Annotated in this window: 8 protein-coding genes; 2 read left to right on the forward strand and 6 right to left on the reverse strand. The window is 72.8% G+C overall.

Annotated elements, in window-relative coordinates; genetic code table 11:
* Positions 1 to 186: 186 nt before the first annotated feature.
* Positions 187 to 708 (reverse strand): 2'-5' RNA ligase family protein, encoded by a 522-nt coding sequence (locus tag IEZ06_RS34280; RefSeq protein WP_189240825.1) that lies wholly within the window; start codon positions 706 to 708, stop codon positions 187 to 189.
* A gap of 425 nt (positions 709 to 1133) precedes the next feature.
* Here IEZ06_RS34280 and IEZ06_RS34285 point away from each other — a divergent pair, with 425 nt between their 5' ends.
* The gene (locus IEZ06_RS34285) at positions 1134 to 2372 is read left to right on the forward strand and encodes an MFS transporter (RefSeq protein WP_268245647.1); all 1239 of its coding nucleotides are present in this window, start codon (positions 1134 to 1136) and stop codon (positions 2370 to 2372) included.
* A gap of 37 nt (positions 2373 to 2409) precedes the next feature.
* Here IEZ06_RS34285 and mctP read toward each other — a convergent pair whose 3' ends face one another.
* From mctP to IEZ06_RS34300, 3 genes are all read right to left on the reverse strand, one after another.
* Positions 2410 to 4002 (reverse strand): monocarboxylate uptake permease MctP, encoded by a 1593-nt coding sequence (gene mctP, locus IEZ06_RS34290; RefSeq protein WP_275414904.1) that lies wholly within the window; start codon positions 4000 to 4002, stop codon positions 2410 to 2412.
* Positions 4003 to 4006: 4 nt separating this feature from the next.
* Complete coding sequence (locus IEZ06_RS34295; RefSeq protein WP_189240827.1) at positions 4007 to 4222, reverse strand: DUF3311 domain-containing protein; 216 nt, start codon at positions 4220 to 4222, stop codon at positions 4007 to 4009.
* 193 nt (positions 4223 to 4415) lie between these two features.
* Complete coding sequence (locus tag IEZ06_RS34300; RefSeq protein WP_189240828.1) at positions 4416 to 5846, reverse strand: methyltransferase domain-containing protein; 1431 nt, start codon at positions 5844 to 5846, stop codon at positions 4416 to 4418.
* Between the two features lie 580 nt (positions 5847 to 6426).
* Here IEZ06_RS34300 and IEZ06_RS34305 point away from each other — a divergent pair.
* Entirely contained in the window at positions 6427 to 9810 is a 3384-nt protein-coding gene (locus IEZ06_RS34305) for an ATP-binding protein (RefSeq protein ID WP_189240829.1), read from the forward strand.
* 121 nt (positions 9811 to 9931) lie between these two features.
* On the opposite strand, the gene IEZ06_RS34310 is transcribed toward IEZ06_RS34305, so the two are convergent.
* Together IEZ06_RS34310 and IEZ06_RS34315 are read right to left on the reverse strand one after the other, a co-directional pair.
* On the reverse strand, positions 9932 to 10675 hold the full coding sequence (locus tag IEZ06_RS34310) for an SDR family NAD(P)-dependent oxidoreductase (RefSeq protein WP_189240830.1): 744 nt from the start codon (positions 10673 to 10675) through the stop codon (positions 9932 to 9934).
* 85 nt (positions 10676 to 10760) lie between these two features.
* On the reverse strand, positions 10761 to 15518 hold a 4758-nt coding region (locus IEZ06_RS34315; RefSeq protein ID WP_189240831.1), incomplete at its 5' end, for a type I polyketide synthase.

Below are 15518 nucleotides of genomic sequence, written 5' to 3' on the forward strand. Positions count from 1 at the left end.
AGCGCCGATGGTACTGCACTCGGGAGGGTGTGGGAGAGTAGGTCGCCGCCGGACAATTTTTGTGTGTGAGGGCCGCCCTTCGGGGCGGCCCTTTCTGTTTTTGCGGGGGTGTGGTCCGCGCCGACCGGTGGCCGCTGCCAGCTATTCCGTGAGTTCTTTCCGGTCCGGCGGCGGTGACAGACCGGGTCAGCCCTGCCCCGCCAGGGGGATTGTCGTGCGGCGCGCGCCGTCGTAGCTGCGCGCGCCGGAGAACGCCCCGGTGGCCTCGGCCAGTCCGTCGAGCACCGTGACCGCCTGCGCCCGGGTCGCGGCGTCCAGGTTGCGGGCGAGCGTCACGTGCGGGAGCCACCGTCCCGGCGCGTGCAGCGGGTTGCCGCCGCAGGAGCCGCCCAGCACCCGCCAGACCCTCGCGTGTACGGCCAGCAGCCGGGCTTCCGGCACCACGCCCCAGGCCAGCACCCGCGCCCGGCCGGTGAACAGCAGCAGCGGCCCCAGCCTGACCGGCACCGGCAGGTCATCGAAGGACTCGGCGAACGCGGTCGGCGCGTCGGGCGGCAGCCGTTCGCAGACCGCCAGCGTCAGGTGGGGGCGGTTGGTCGGGTGCGGGTGCCGCGCCTGGCTGGGCAGCCCCTCTGCCGCCAGCCGCTCCCAGGCCGCGCGCACCGCCGAGTCGAGCACGTCGTCACAGGTCAGCTCGATGGTGTGCATTCGGCAACGGTAACGGGTGCACCGTGTCCGACCGCGGATCTCTTGCCGTCCCCCAGCCGTCAGGATGAAAAGCCTCCGTACAGCAGTCGCCGGCAGCCGCCGCACGGCCCCGAGTCGAGCAGCCCGCCCCGAACGCGGGCCGCCTCGCCGGTCACCGGTCGGTTCGCCGTCCGAGGGCGGCCTTCCTGCCGTTCCGGGAGCGGCCCCGGGTGTTCCGGTGCACCTCTTTACAAACATGCGGGCGATCAACCAGGCTTGTGGACCGGGTGGACCGGGTGGACCGGTACAGACGCAGGCCGCGACCAGGACATGCCGCAGCCGCCCGATCCCGTTCGCCGATACCTGCCCCTGTTCCCTTGGGAGTGACGTTGTCCGTCTTGCATGCTCGGTGGCGGGTCTCGGTCGCCTTGGCGTACGCGGCCTTTGTGCTGGTCGGGATGAGCGCCGGGGTGGGAGGCGTGCTGCTGCCCGCGCAGATCGACGACTACGGCGTGGACAAGGCCACCGTCGGACTCACCTTCTTCACCTTCTCCGCGGGGTTCATGCTCGCCGGAGCCACCGCCGGGTCGCTGGTCGACCGGCTCGGCACCCGCGCCGCGCTCGTCGTCGGCGGTGGCGCGTTCGTGCTGGCCGGGCTGTACACGGCGATCCGCCCGCCGTTCGCCGCGCTCGTGGCGGTGCAGGTGGTGGCCGGGTACGGCACCGGTGTGCTGGAGTCCGTGCTCAACGCCTACCTCACCCGGCTGCCGTCGGCCACGACCCTGCTCAACCACCTGCACGCGTTCTTCGGCGTCGGCGCGTTGCTCGGCCCGCTGCTGGCCGCCTGGATGCTGGGTTCCCTGCCCTGGACGGCCGTCTGGCTGGTGCTGGCCGTACTGTGCCTGCCGTTGACGGCGGGCTTCCTGGTGGCCTATCCCGGAAGCGGCGCCACCGGGACGGGGGCCGGGCGCCGTACGGATCCGGCGTCGCCGCCGTCCGGTGCGCCTGATCCCGCCGGCCCCGCCCCCGCCTCGGAGAAGGCGGGCAAAGGCCTGCTGGCCGCCGCCCTCAGGACGCCCGGAGTGGTGCTGGCCTCCGTGTTCCTCGCCGTCTACGTCGGTCTGGAGATCGGCGTGGGCAACTGGGGCTTCAGTTTCATGGTCGAGGAGTACGGGCAGCCGGGCCTGGTGGCCGGATACACCGTCAGCGGCTACTGGCTCGGGCTGACCCTGGGCCGGTTCCTGATCAGCCCGGTCGCCGCCAGGCTGGGGCTGACGGCGACCGGCATGGCGTTCGTGTGCCTGTTCGGGGTCACGGCCAGTGCCGCGCTGATCTGGCTGGCGCCGGTGACGGCGGTGGCCGCCGCCGGTTTCGCCCTGCTCGGGTTCTTCCTCGGACCGCTCTTCCCGACGGCGATGGTGGTGGTGCCGAGGCTCACCACGCCCCGGCTGGTGCCCACGGCCATCGGCGTCATGAACGGCGTGTCGGTCATCGGCGGCTCCGCGCTCCCCTGGCTGGCGGGCGCCGTCGCGCAGGGCGTCGGGGTGTGGACCCTGATGCCCTTCGCGCTGGCCCTCGCTCTGCTGCAGCTCGTCGTCTGGCGCCTGCTCGTCACCCGGATGACGGCGGACGGGGGCGTCCCGGCACCGCACCCGGCTGACACGGGTTCGCATCCGTCCCGGTGAGACGGATACCGCAGCCGGGCGCGGGCCGTACCGGGACTCAGTGGGAGGTGAGGTCCAGGTCCTTGATGCGGGGGTCTCCCTCGTCGGCGAGGTAGTGGTCGGGGTGGGTGGCGTCCTCGCCGTCGGCGAGCCCGGCGGCGCGCGCGACGACCGTGCCGAGGGCCGCGACGGCCAGGTTGACGGCCAGGGCGAGGATGCCCGCGTAGACGGTCATCTTGGTGTCCAGGCCGAGCTTGTCCAGCGGGAACGCCGATCCGGCGAAGTGCAGCTTGCCGGTGGCCGGGTTGCCGATGTTGTAGAGCAGGAGCATGCCCGCGCCCATGCCCGCGACCCAGCCGGCGATCAGGCCGGTACGGTGGAACCAGCGGGTGTAGAGGCCCAGCGCCACGGCCGGGAGCGTCTGCAGGATGATGACGCCGCCGATGAGCTGCAGGTCGATGGAGAAGCCGGTGTCCAGGAAGAGGATGCAGGCCACCGCGCCGACCTTGACCAGCAGTGAGGTGATCTTGGAGACGCGGGCCTCGTCGGCGTCGCTCGCGGTCGGCTTGACGTACTCCTTGTAGATGTTGCGGGTGAACAGGTTCGCCGCGGCGATCGACATGATGGCGGCGGGGACCAGGGCGCCGATGCCGACCGCGGCGTAGGCCACCCCGGTGAACCAGTCGGGGAACATCTGGTCGAACAATCGCGGCACGATCGTGTTGTTGTCCTTGCCGATCGGCGTGGTCCCGGCCGCGATGGCCATGAAGCCGAGCAGCGCGATCAGTCCGAGCAGCAGGCTGTAGGCGGGCAGCGCCGACATGTTCCGCTTGATCACGTTGCGGTTCTTCGAGGCCAGCACGCCGGTGATGCTGTGCGGGTAGAGGAAGAGCGCCAGCGCCGAGCCGAAGGCCAGCGTGACGTACTGCAGCTGGTTGCCGGCGTTGAGCACGATGCCGTCGCCCGGCGCGGGGGTCGCGGCGAACTTCGCCTGGGCCGCGTCGAAGATCGCATCCCAGCCGCCCAGCTTGGCCGGGATGACGATGACCGCGGCCAGGATCACGATGTAGATCAGCGTGTCCTTGACGAAGGCGATCAGCGCCGGGGCGCGCAGGCCCGACTGGTAGGTGTAGGCGGCCAGGATCGCGAACGCGATGATGATCGGCAGGTGCCCGGTCACGCCCATCGACTTCAGCACGGCCTCGATGCCGACGAGCTGCAGCGCGATGTACGGCATGGTCGCGACGATGCCGGTGATCGCGATCAGCAGGGCGAGGGTGGGGGAGCCGAAGCGGGCCCGGACGAAGTCGGCCGGGGTCACGAAGCCGTGGATGTGCGAGACCGACCAGAGCCGGATCAGCACCAGGAACACCATGGGGTAGATGACGACGGTGTACGGCACGGCGAAGAAGCCCATCGCGCCCGCGCCCCACAGCAGGGCGGGCACGGCCACGAAGGTGTAGGCGGTGTAGAGGTCGCCGCCGACCAGGAACCAGGTGACCCAGGAGCCGAAGCTCCGGCCGCCCAGGCCCCACTCGTCGAGGCTGGCCAGGTCCTTGGGCCGGCGCCAGCGCGAGGCGACGAACCCCATGCCGCTGACGACCAGGAACAGGACGGTGAATATGATGATCTCGGTCAGGTGCTCCCGCACGACGTCACCGCCCCCGCTTGGTCATCTGGTAGACGACCGTGGTGCAGGTGACGCCGACCGCGATGAAGGCGAGCTGGAGCCAGTAGAACATCGGGAAGCCGAGCAGCCGGGGCTCGTCCGAGTTGAACAGGAAGGGCAGCAGGGGCAGGACGATCGGGACGAGCAGCAGCCAGTTCCACGGGCTGCGGTCGCTCCGATCCTGATCGGGTGCGGTCAACATGGTCTCCTCGTACCGGAGGGGAACCAGCCGGCCGTGAACCGGCTGGTCGGATTGACCGGCAGGGTAACCACGTGATCGTTTCGTTGAGGTCACCACGCGCCGAGCGGGCTTGTCGGCGCGGTGAACGGTCGATCGACGGTCAGGAGCGGTGTTCTCCGGTGCCGTGCGCCCGCGGAAGCGCCGCCCGGCGCCCTCACTTCTCGATCCGGTAGACCTGCGTCTCGATGTCCACGCTCATCTCGTGGTTCCCGGAGAAGTAGTGCTCCTGCGCCGCCCTGGCCGCTTCTTCCAGGCGCTTCTCCGAGAACATGAAGGAGAGGAGCAGCCAGGCGTCCTCCCTGCCGATGCAGATCTCGTCCGGGCCGAAGGCGGGGGCGGCGCCCCCCGTGTTGCGCACCGTCGTGGCGAAGCTCCGGATGAGCTCGAAACCGAACTCCCCTGCACGTCGGGGAAGGTCGGCCAGGATCTTCCGGTCCCCCGGGTAGGCGTGGCCGTAGGCATCGACTAGGCGGCGGACCTCCCCGGGTCCCCGGAAGGTGCCGTCGTTGACGTCGACCACGTACAGGAGCCCTCCGGGGCGCAGCACGCGGCGCATCTCCAGCAGGGCCAGATCCGGGTTGCGGAGGTGGACGAACAGGAAACTCGCCGTCACGACGTCGTGGGACGAATCCTCCTCACCGGTGGCGTACGCGCTGCCTCGCCGGACCGCCGTCTCCGGGAAGCTCGCCCGGGCCATGGACAGCAGGGAGGGCGCGGGTTCGACACCGCGTATGCGGTAACCGGAGAAGCAGTCTTCCGCAGCGAGTGCGTGCAGATATCCTCCTGGCCCCGTACCGATGTCCAGCAGCGAGGCGGGCGGGGGAGGAAACGGCGTCGCAGCCAGGCGCGCGCGCTGCTCGGTGAGCATCAGCCGGCCCTGCGCGATCAGCCGCGGCATCTCGGACTCGATGACCGACGACTCCAGGTAGAGGTTCTCGGCTTCGAGGGATTCCACCGCCAGGAGGTGGGCCCTGCCGTCCTCCACGAGGAAGCGGACGAGCGAGGGAACCGCCATCGGGCCTTCGCCCGGCACGGACGCGCCGACCAGTGCCCGGTGCTCCGAGTACAACCGCGCCAAGGCTTCGCCGCCCTCCACCTTCATCACCGTCGTCGCCTCGTCGCCGGAGGTGAGCTCGGTGTGTTTCACGAACCCGGTCCTGGTGTACCGGTCGGTGAGGTCGCGATGGAGCCCCTGCAGGACGAGGAAGAACCTGGCCGGCCGGAGCGACTCGTAGATCTGGCGCATGGCTGCCATGCCCAGCCGCTTGCTGATATAGCGGCCGCGATAGCCCGGAGCCTCCACCCGCTTGCCCATCCGGACCGAGAGGCCGTCTTTCTCCGGGAGCCTCAGGTCCGCCAGTTCTGGGGCGCCGGGCTCGTAGAGGTACGCCGACATAACGGCCACGATCGCTCCGCGGGAAACGGCGCAGAGGTGAAGGCCCTCCGGATCCTTCTCGTGGCGCACCATGTCCTCTGCCCAGCCCTGCTCGGTCGTGAAAGCGTGCCGCCGGAGCGCGAGGATCTCCTCGCCGCCTTCAGCCCAGGGCAGCCACCGGACTTCGATGCCGTTCTCTTCGTTCGTCATCGGAAACCTCTCAGCGTGCGTCTTCGACCCGGTCGGCCGGTGAACCTGTACGGACTGCGGATCCGACCGCCGCTCCCGTCGGAGAACGCCGCCGGAAGCGGGGGAGGCGGCGATCGGTGCCAGGACCGTCCACGGCTCGTCGCGGATCGGCCGCTGATCGGCCGCTGATCGGCGCCGAGCGCCCTCGGCGGCGGTCCCGGCTCCGATCGAGGGTATTGAGACGACCTGTGGTCGGCATGTGGCCGGAGCAGACCTCCAGATGCGGCGGCGACAAGCCGTCTCAAACGGCTTCCAAGGGCTCGAGCGGCGTCCAAGGCCGCACGCCGCGGCAGGCAGGGCGCCCGCACAGGGCGGGACGCCGGCGGAGGAGGTGCGCCGCGCGCCTCCGGCGGGCGCCGGACACGTCCCCCGCCCGCGTCCGGCCGGGTCCCCGGTGGCGGAACGGTTGTGAAAAAGATCACTTGCAGATGTGCCGCGTCTGGAGCAGATCTTCCGTGAACGCGGTGCCTAGACTTGCGTTCCATATGGCAAAACGCGGCGGGGCACGGAGCCGGCAGGCCGCGGTCCATCGGGGGTGCGCGTGAGGTTTCGGGTTCTCGGCTCGGTGGAGGCGTACAGCGGCGACGGAGCCCTCGCTGAACTGCGCGGGCCTCGTCAACGCGCGGTGCTGGCCCGGCTTCTGGTGGCGCAGGGGAGCGTGGTCTCCACGGACACGCTCATCGAGGACCTGTACGACGGGTCGCCTCCGGCGAGCGCGTTGTCGTCGTTGCAGTCGTATGTGTCCAACCTGCGTCGGGTCATCGAGCCGGAACGCGCCCGCAACGCTCCGCCGCAGATACTCGTCGGACGGCCGCCCGGTTATCTGCTCGCCACCACGGATGTCGACGCGCTCGACTTCGCCGAGCTGATCAACCGCTCGGAGTTCCACTCGCCTGACGAGGCGCTCGTGTCGCTGGACAGGGCGTTACGGCTCTGGCGCGGCGTGCCGTACGGGGAGTTCGCCGACAAGGCATGGGCCGTCACAGAGGTCAACCGGCTCGGCGAACTGCGTCTGGTCGCCGTCGAACGGCGTGCCCAGGCCCTGCTGAACCTCGGCCGTCCGCAGCTCGTGATCAACGAGCTGGAGGCGGAGACGCTCGAGCACCCGCTGCGCGAGCGGCTGTGGTGTCTGCTCGCCCTGGCGCTGTACCACACCGGGCGCCAGGCCGACGCCCTGGCCGTGCTCCGCCGTGCCGGGACGATGCTCGCCGATCAGCTCGGCCTCGATCCCGGCCCCGAACTGCGGGCCCTGGAGGAGGACATCCTCCGGCAGGTCGAGTCGCTGGGCCCCGTGCGCGCCACCGCGGTGCTGCTGTCGGCGGCGCCGTCCGCGCCGCGACGGGCCGTCCTCGGCAGGGAGCGGCAGTTCGCGAAACTGCAGTCACTGCTCGACAAGGGCGGTGCGGCCGTCGCCGCGGTGACCGGTGAACCGGGCATCGGCAAGACCTTCCTGCTGGAGGCGTTCCGCGACCACTGCGCGGACTTCGGTTACCTCGTGCTCTGGGGAGGCTGCCACGACGTCCAGGGGGCGCCCCCGCTCTGGCCCTGGCTCCAGGTGCTGGGCACGCTCGCTCAGCACCGCCAGCCGCCCGACAGATCGGCGCTGGCCGGCCTGCTCGACGACGAGAAGCCCTCGGGCTCGGCCGGCGCGGCCCTGCTCCGCCGGAACCAGGCCGTCGTCGAATGGCTGGCCGCGGCCGCGAGGAGCCAGCCCCTGGTCGTCGTCCTGGACGACCTGCACTGGGCCGATCCGGCCTCGCTCGAACTGCTCAAAGACGTGATCATGCTGGCCGGCGGGCTGGTGGGGAACGCCCCCCTCAAGATCGTCACCGCGTTCCGGGACGCGGCGCACGCCCCCGCCCCGGAGGGGGTGTCCGGCCTCTCCGTGGACGACCTGCTGGCCCGCCTCGTCCGCTACGACCTGCACCGCATCGATCTCCCCGGTCTCGGCGCGGATGCCGTGCGGGCCATCGCGGCGGACATGCGGGCGGAGGTGGACGAACCCACCGCCAGGCGGCTGACCGACCGCACCGGCGGCAACCCGTTCTTCGTCCGGGAGAGCGTGCGCCTGCTCGTCGAGGGGCGCCCGCTCGACGCGGTGCCCGACGGGGTCGCGAAAGTGGTCCGCCAGCGGCTCGGCTCGCTCCCCTCCGGGATCGGCGAGACACTCGGAGTCGCCGCGGTGATCGGCCGGGACTTCGATCCCGCGGTCGTCGCCGAAATCGGCGGAGGCGAGGCCTACGACCAGCTGGACCGGGCGGCGCAGGCCGGGCTGATCGTCCCCCGCGCCGGCCGGATGGCCTTCGCCCACGACCTGGTCCGCGAGACCCTCGTACGCGACCTTCCGCCGCTCCGCAAGGCGGGGATCCACCGTGGCGTGATGGCCGCCCTGTCCAATCGGCCCGGGACCGACGTGGCCGTCATCGCCCACCACGCCGTCGAGGCCGGCCCCGCGGCGTACGGCGAGGCGGTGCGCTGGGCCCGCGCCGCGGCCGAGCAGGCGGGCCTGCGTCTGGCCTACGAGGAGGCGGCCATGTGGTGGGGCCGGGCGATCGACGCGCACGGCGCCTCCGCCGGTGACGCGAGCGACCACCTGGAGCTGCTGCTGAAGCAGGTCCGGGCCCTGCTGGAGTCGGGGGACGCGATCGGCGCGCGGCAGGCGCGAGGGCAGGCCGTACGCGCCGCCGACCGCGCCGGAGCCGGTCCCGAGCGGACCGCCCGGGCGCTCACCGCGCTGGACGCCCCCGCGATCTGGACGCTGCGTGACCCCTACGAGGCGGTGGACCTGCGGCTCGTGCACCGCTTCGAGTCGGTGCTGCGCGAGCTGCCCGACACCGACAGTCCCGAGCGGGCCCGCCTGCTCGGCGGGCTGGCCCAGGAACTGTACGACGGGACGGACGACCCGCGCCGCGACGCCCTGTCGTCCCAGGCGGTCGACATGGCCCGCCGGCTGGGCGACCCCCGCCTGCTGGTGCGCATGCTCAACGCGCGCTACCTGTCGCTCCCGGCGTTCCCGGCCCACGTCCCCGAACCGCTGGAGATCGCCGCCGAGATGCTCCAGACGGCCGTGCGCGCCGAGGAGCCGGGGTTCGAGCTGCTCGCAAAGATGATCTTCAGTCATCACCGGCTGGAGATGTTCGACCTGGCGGGCGCCGACCGGGCCGCCGAGCGCTGCGAGGCCCTCCTGGAAAGGCTGCCGCTGCCCTGGCCCCGCTTCCAGCACACCCTGTGGCGTGCCAACAGGCTCGTCCTGGACGGCCGGTTCGACGACGCCGCGGCCCGGTACGACGAGGCCGAACGCCTGGGTGAGCGGATCGGCATGTGGCACACGGGCGCGGTGGTGACCACCGGACGCCTCATCCTGAACTATCACCGGGGCACCCTGGCGGAGGCCGAACCGCTCATCGACGCGATCGCCGGAATCCACCCCTCCATGGACCACGACATGCGGGTCCTGTGGCTGTGCGAGCAGGGCCGGGTGGGCGAGGCGCGCGAGCTGGTCTCCGCCGGCTGGCCCCCGCGGGTGCCGGACTGGTCGTGGCTGACCATGACCTGCCTGCAGGGCGCGGCCCAGACGGCCGTCGGCGACGTCGAGGCCTGCCGGGCGAGCTACGCCGAACTGCTGCCCTACGGCGGTTACATCGCGGTGAGCTCCGCAGTGGTCACGCTGGGGCCCGTCGACTGGTTCCTGGCCGGGCTCGCCTCCGCCGTGGGCGACCACGACGCCGCCTTCCGGCACCTCGCCGCCCTGACCCGCCTGGCGGACCGGAACGGCCTCACCTGGTGGCGTGAGCGCGCCTCGGCCGCGGCGGGGGCGCTTCCCGCCCCGAGCGGTCGCTTTCCGGGGCGGGCCATTGCGGACGAGGACGGCCTGGCGAGCCACAGGGGAGGGTTGAAGACGCCGTTCAGGTGCGATCCCCGCTGACCCGGTCGGCTCGGGCAGGCCGCCCGCCCCCTCCGGTCCGCCCTCCTGCGGAGCCGCGACGGTCCCGCGGGCCCCGGCCGGCGGAGCCGTCGGCGCCTTCGCCGCGCCGTGGCGGTCCCGCCTACGCGAGATAGCCGCCGTCGACGTTGAGGACGGCCCCGGTGATGTAGGACGCGGAGGGACCGGCGAGGAAGGCGATCGGGGCCGCGATCTCCTCGGGCCGGGCGTAGCGGCCCAGGGCGATGCCCGGAAGGAAGCCGGGCGCGTACACGCCGTCGGCGGGGTTCATGTCGGTGTCGGCGCAGCCGACCTGGACGACGTTGGCGGTGATGCCTCTGGCCGCCAGGTCCCGCGCCACCGCCCTGGTGTAGCCGGCCGCGGCGCCCTTGGTCGTGGCGTAGTCCGCCACACCGGGCCACCCGGCGTGCACGCTGACCACGGAGCCGACCGTGATGATCCGGCCGCCGTCCTCCATCACCCTGGCCGCGGCGCGGATGGTCGAGACCACACCGCCGTAGTTGACCGCCTCCTGGCGGGCGAACGCGGCGTCGCCGTCGGGTCCGTCGGCCGGGCCGAGGACGAAGACGGCGGCGTTGTTCACCAGGATGTCCAGCCGGCCGAAGCGTTCCACGACCGCGCCGACCAGCCCCCGCACCTGACCGGGGTCGGCCTGGTCGGCCTTGAACGCCGCCGCGCGCACGCCCCCGGCCTGGAGCTCGCCGACGACCTCCTCGGCTCTGCCCGCCGAAGTCGTGAAGCTGATGGCCACGTCCGCGCCGTTCCCGGCGAGCGCACGGGCCGTCGCCGCGCCGATGCCGCGCGATCCGCCGGTGACCAGCGCGACCTTGCCTGCGAGTTCACTCATGACGCTGCCGCCTTTCCCCGGGCCGTTCCCGGGAAGTCGATGTCGTGCGAGGGCCGTCGAACGGGAGGCCGGCCTCCCGCACGGTTCAGAGGTTCCCGGGAGGGGCGGGGGACGCCTCGATGTGGTCGAGGACCACCGCCGCCAGGTCGCCGATCGAGCGGCCCTGCAGGAACACCGCGGTGGGCAGGGTGACGCCGAGGTCGAGCGTGAGGCGGTTGCGCAACTGGACGCCCATCAGGGAGTCGATGCCCAACCGGTGCAGGCGCTGCGCCGGGTCGACCTTCTCCCTGGGGAGCTGGACGACGGCGGCGACCTGGGCGCACAGGTAGGCCGCGACGAGGCGGGCCGCGGCGGCGGCGTCCTGCCCGGCGAGCATGTCCCGGGTCAGCCGGGACTCGGCGGCGTCCTGCGCGGAGTCCTCCACGAGTTCGCGGAACAGGGAGGAGGAGCGCAGCGCGGGGAAGTAGTGCGTCCACCTGACGGGGTCGAAGGACATGACGCCCGCCTGGGCGGGCGGGTCCGCGAGCAGGCGGTCGAGGACCACCAGGGCGTCCGCGGGGGTGAAGCCGGCGAAGCCGCGCTCGGTCAGGCGGAGGTCCTTACCGGCTTTGGCGACCTGGCCCGTGCCGGTCCACTGCCCCCAGTTGACGCTGAGGGCCGGCAGGCCGTTCGCCCGCCGGTGCCCTGCCAGCCCGTCGAGGTAGGCGTTGGCGACGGAGTAGTTGCCCTGGCCCGGCGAACCGATCAACGAGGCCGCGGAGGAGTAGAGGAGGAAGAAGTCCAGGGGCAGGTCGCGGGTGAGCTCGTGCAAGTTGCGGGACCCGTCGACCTTGGGGGGCATGGGGGCGGAGAAACGGGCGCGGTCGAGCTGCGTCAGCGTCCCATCGTCGAGGACGACGGCGGAGTTGACGATCCCGCGCAGGGGCGGCATGCTCCAGGCGATCTCGTCGAGGAGGCCGGCCAGTTGCGCCCGGCAGGTGATGTCCACCGCGGCGGGGTGGACCTGCACGCCGCGGTCCGTCATCGCAGCGATCCGCGCCTCGGCCTCGGACGGCACGCCGCTCCGGCCCACGAGGACGAGGTGGCGGGCGCCGTGCCGGATGAGCCATTCGGCGGTGATCAGCCCCACTCCGCCGAAACCGCCGGCGACGAGGTAGGTCGCGTCGGAGCGGACGGAGAGCGGTCGCGCGGCCGGCAGCGGGCGGCGCCGCAGCCGGGCGGCGTACCTGCGGCGGCCTCGCAGGGCGATCTCGGTCTCGGCCCCGTCGGAGCCGATCTCGGCGTGCAGGGCGCAGAGCACGGCGGGGTCCGGGTCCGAGGGGATGTCGATCATCGAGCAGCGCAGCTCGGGATGCTCGTAGGGGATCACGCGGCCGATTCCCCAGACGGCCGTCTGCTCGGGGTCGATGTCGCCGGCCCCGTCCGGGGACTGCGCGGCGGTGGTGACCAGCCAGAGGCGCGGGACGGGCTGCTGGTCGAGGGAGGCCATGGCCTTGACCAGGCCCAGCACGTCGAAGCAGCCTTCCAGGGTCCCGGCCTCCCGCCCGGCGGTCAGGTGCACGACCGCCTTCGGCGGCCAGAGGCCGCTCGCCGCCTGCTGCTTGACGAGCCTCTTCCAGTCGTCCTCCGACGCGGGATCCAGCTCGTAGCGGTCCGGGCCGAGCCGCCGGTAGCCGTCGCCCGGCTGGACCAGGACGCTCCGGTCCCCGGCCGCGGCGAGAGCGGCGCACAACTGCGCCCCGAGGGGTGAACCGCCGGTGACGACGAGCCAGCCGGCCTGCTTCGCCGCCGGAGGGGTGAGCGGTTCCAGCTCCGTCCACTCGATGCCGTAGAGCAGCTGCCGCGCCCTCTGCTCGGCCATCTCCGGAGCGTCCGCGGCCAGTCTCCTGAGCTGGAACCCCTCGATGGTCGCGAGCGGCCGACCGGTCTCGTCACCGATCAGGACGTCGAACTCGACCAGGTCCTCCTCCAGCGGCGCGGAGGTGCGCATCGCGCGCGACCACAGGCGGAGGTCCGCCCGCGGACGGGCGTGCACGCGGCAGCGCGCGGTGCGCACCGGCAGGTAGGTGTCCTGCGCGGCGTCGGCGGCGTCGAGCAGGGTCATCACCGGCTGCAGGGCCGAGTCCAGCAGCGCCGGATGGAAGACGTAGCGGCCGAGGTCCGCGGCGATGTCGTCGTGTACGGCCAGCTCGGCGACGACGGCTCCATCGGCCCGGTGGAGGGCGGACACGCCCGCGAAGGGGCCGGTCTGCTCGATGCCGCGCTCACGCAGGGCCGCGTAGTGCCCGTCCACGTCGACCGTCTCGGGGTGGTCGGCGGGGTCCGGAACGCTCACCTCCTCGTCCTGCGGGCCGGGCGGGCACGGGCGCAGCAGCGCGGTGGCGAGCCTGATCCATTCCACGGGCCCGCCGGGGGAGGAGGCGGTCTCGGCGGCGAAGCACGTCCAGCGGCGGCTCCCGTCCTCCGCGGCCGCGTCCAGGCGGGTCTGCAGGCGCCGGGGGACGTCGGAGTCCAGGAACAGGGCGTGCTCCAGGAGCAGATCCGCCACCTCGAAGGGCCGGTCGGGGTAGGCCTCCTGGCCGGCCGCGAGAGCGAGCTCGTGATAGGCCGTGCCGGACAGCATCGGCATCCGGTGCACGCGGTGGTCGCTCAGGTAGGGCAGCCGGTCGAGATCGAGGCTGAGATCCCACGCCAGGTGGTCGTCGGGTGCCAGTCGCAGCGGCGTGCCGATGATCGGGTGGCCGGTGCCGTCGTGTCCGGCCCGTCCCCGCCGGGCCTTGGCCGGGCCGAAGTCCCTCCAGTGGCGCCGGTGCTGCCAGGGGTAGCCCGGCAGGGCGACGTGGTGCGGGCCGTACGGCTGGATCCGGGCGAAGTCCACTCCGCGGCCGGTGGCGTACAGCTCGGCGGCGGCCTCCAGCAGGGCGGTGCGGCCGGGCGTCTCACGGGTGAGGGCGGTGACCACGACCCCGTCCCGGCCGGTGTGGCGCAGGTTCTGCCGCACCGCCCTGGCCAGCAGGGGATGAGGGCTGAACTCGACGAAGGTGTCGAACCCGGCCTCGGCCAGATGCTGGACGGCGTCGGCGAACAGCACCGGTTCACGCAGGTTGTCCACCCAGTACGCCGCGTCCATGCCCGTCCCCGGCAGGAAGCCGCCGGTGACCGTGGAGCACAGCGGGATGTCGCCCTCCTCGGGGCGCAGGGGGGCGAGAAGGGCCAGGAGAGGTTCGCGCAGCGGGTCCATCTGCGGGCTGTGGGAGGCGAAGTCCACCTGCACCCGCCGCCCGAAGACGCCGTCGGCCTCCAGATCGCGCAGGACGGCGTCGATCTCCTGCGGCTCACCGGCGAGCACGCACGAGGTGGGGCTGTTGCTCACGCCCACGACCACCTTGCCGTGGTACCCGGCCACCCGCTCCTGGGCGCGCTGGAACGGGAGCTCGACGGCGGCCATGGCGCCGCGTCCGCCGGCGGCGGTGCGGGCGAGCCTGCTGCGGCCGCAGATGATCCGGGCGGCGTCGTCGAGCCCGAGCACCCCGGCCACGTGAGCGGCGGCCACCTCGCCCATCGAGTGCCCGATCACCGCGTCGGGCTCGAACCCCCAGGAACGCCAGAGGCGGGCGAGCGCCACCTGCACCGCGAAGATCACTGGCTGGGCCACGTCGGCCTGCGCCAGCCGGGAGGTCTGCGGGTCCGCGGTGAGCTCGCCGGTCAGCGACCAGTCGGCGTAGCGGCGCATGGCCTGCTCGCAGTCGGCGACCGCCGCGGCGAAGACCGGTTCCGCGGCGAGCAGGTCACGGCCCATGCCGGCCCACTGCCCGCCCTGCCCGGGGAACACCCAGGCGGTCCGGCGCCGTTCCCCGGTCCGCCAGGTCTCGGATTCGCCGCTGTGCACGCCGTCCGGGGAACCGCCGGCGGCGAAGGCGTCCAGCCTGGCGGCGGCCTCCTCGCGGGTGTCCGCGACCACCGCGAGCCGGAGGTCGTGGTGGGTGCGCCGCACGCCCGCCGCGGCGGCGACCTGCTCCAGCGGCACGGAGCCGGTGCGCAGCAGGTCGCGGTAGCGTTCGGCCAGCGCGGTCAACGCCCCGGGAGTACGCGCCGACAGCGGCAGCACGACCGGGCGGCCGCTGTCTCCGTCGCCGTCCCCGGCGGCGGGCGCCTGCCGCGCGGCGGGCGGCTCCTCGACCACGATGTGCACGTTGGTGCCGGTGATGCCGAAGCTGCTCACCCCGGCCCTGCGGGGCCCGTCCTGCTCCGGCCACGGCTGGTCCCGGTCGCAGACCCGCACGGCCGTCCGGTCCCACGGGATCGCGGGGCTGGGGGTGGAGAAGTTGAGGCTCGCGGGCAGCCGGCCGTACTTGACGCACAGCACGGCCTTGATCAGGCCGGTGACGCCGGCCGCGCCCTCGGTGTGGCCGAGGTTGGTCTTCACCGAACCCACCAGGAGCGGCCGGCCGACCGGACGACCGCGGCCCAGGACCGCGTCCAGCGCGGCGATCTCGACGGGGTCGCCCGCACTGGTCCCGGTCCCGTGGGCCTCCACGTAGGCGACGCTGAGCGGGTCCACCCCGGCGTCGCGGTAGGCCGCCTCCAGCCCCGCCGCCTGCCCGGCCGCCTGCGGCGCCATGAAGCTCTCGCCGTGCCCGTCGTTGCTCGCGGCGCCACCGCGGATCAGCGCGTGGATACGGTCGCCGTCGGCCAGCGCCCGCGACAGGGTCTTCAGCACGACGATGCCCACGCCCTCGCTGCGGACGTAGCCGTCGGCGCGGGCGTCGAAGGTCTTGCACCGGCCGTCCGGGGCCATCATCGACCCCTGGGAGAACCCGATCGCGTGGTCGGGGGACAGGAT

Origin of the sequence: Planomonospora antibiotica, from assembly GCF_014647955.1 — a bacterium.
Taxonomy (GTDB): Bacteria; Actinomycetota; Actinomycetes; order Streptosporangiales; family Streptosporangiaceae; genus Planomonospora; species Planomonospora parontospora.

Bases quoted from the DNA above. Each gene is read 5' to 3' on its own strand.
- IEZ06_RS34300 (WP_189240828.1), bottom strand. From the start codon at position 5,846: ATGACGAACGAAGAGAACGGCATCGAAGTCCGGTGGCTGCCCTGGGCT.
- IEZ06_RS34310 (WP_189240830.1), bottom strand. From the start codon at position 10,675: ATGAGTGAACTCGCAGGCAAGGTCGCGCTGGTCACCGGCGGATCGCGC.
- IEZ06_RS34295 (WP_189240827.1), bottom strand. From the start codon at position 4,222: ATGTTGACCGCACCCGATCAGGATCGGAGCGACCGCAGCCCGTGGAAC.
- IEZ06_RS34280 (WP_189240825.1), bottom strand. From the start codon at position 708: ATGCACACCATCGAGCTGACCTGTGACGACGTGCTCGACTCGGCGGTG.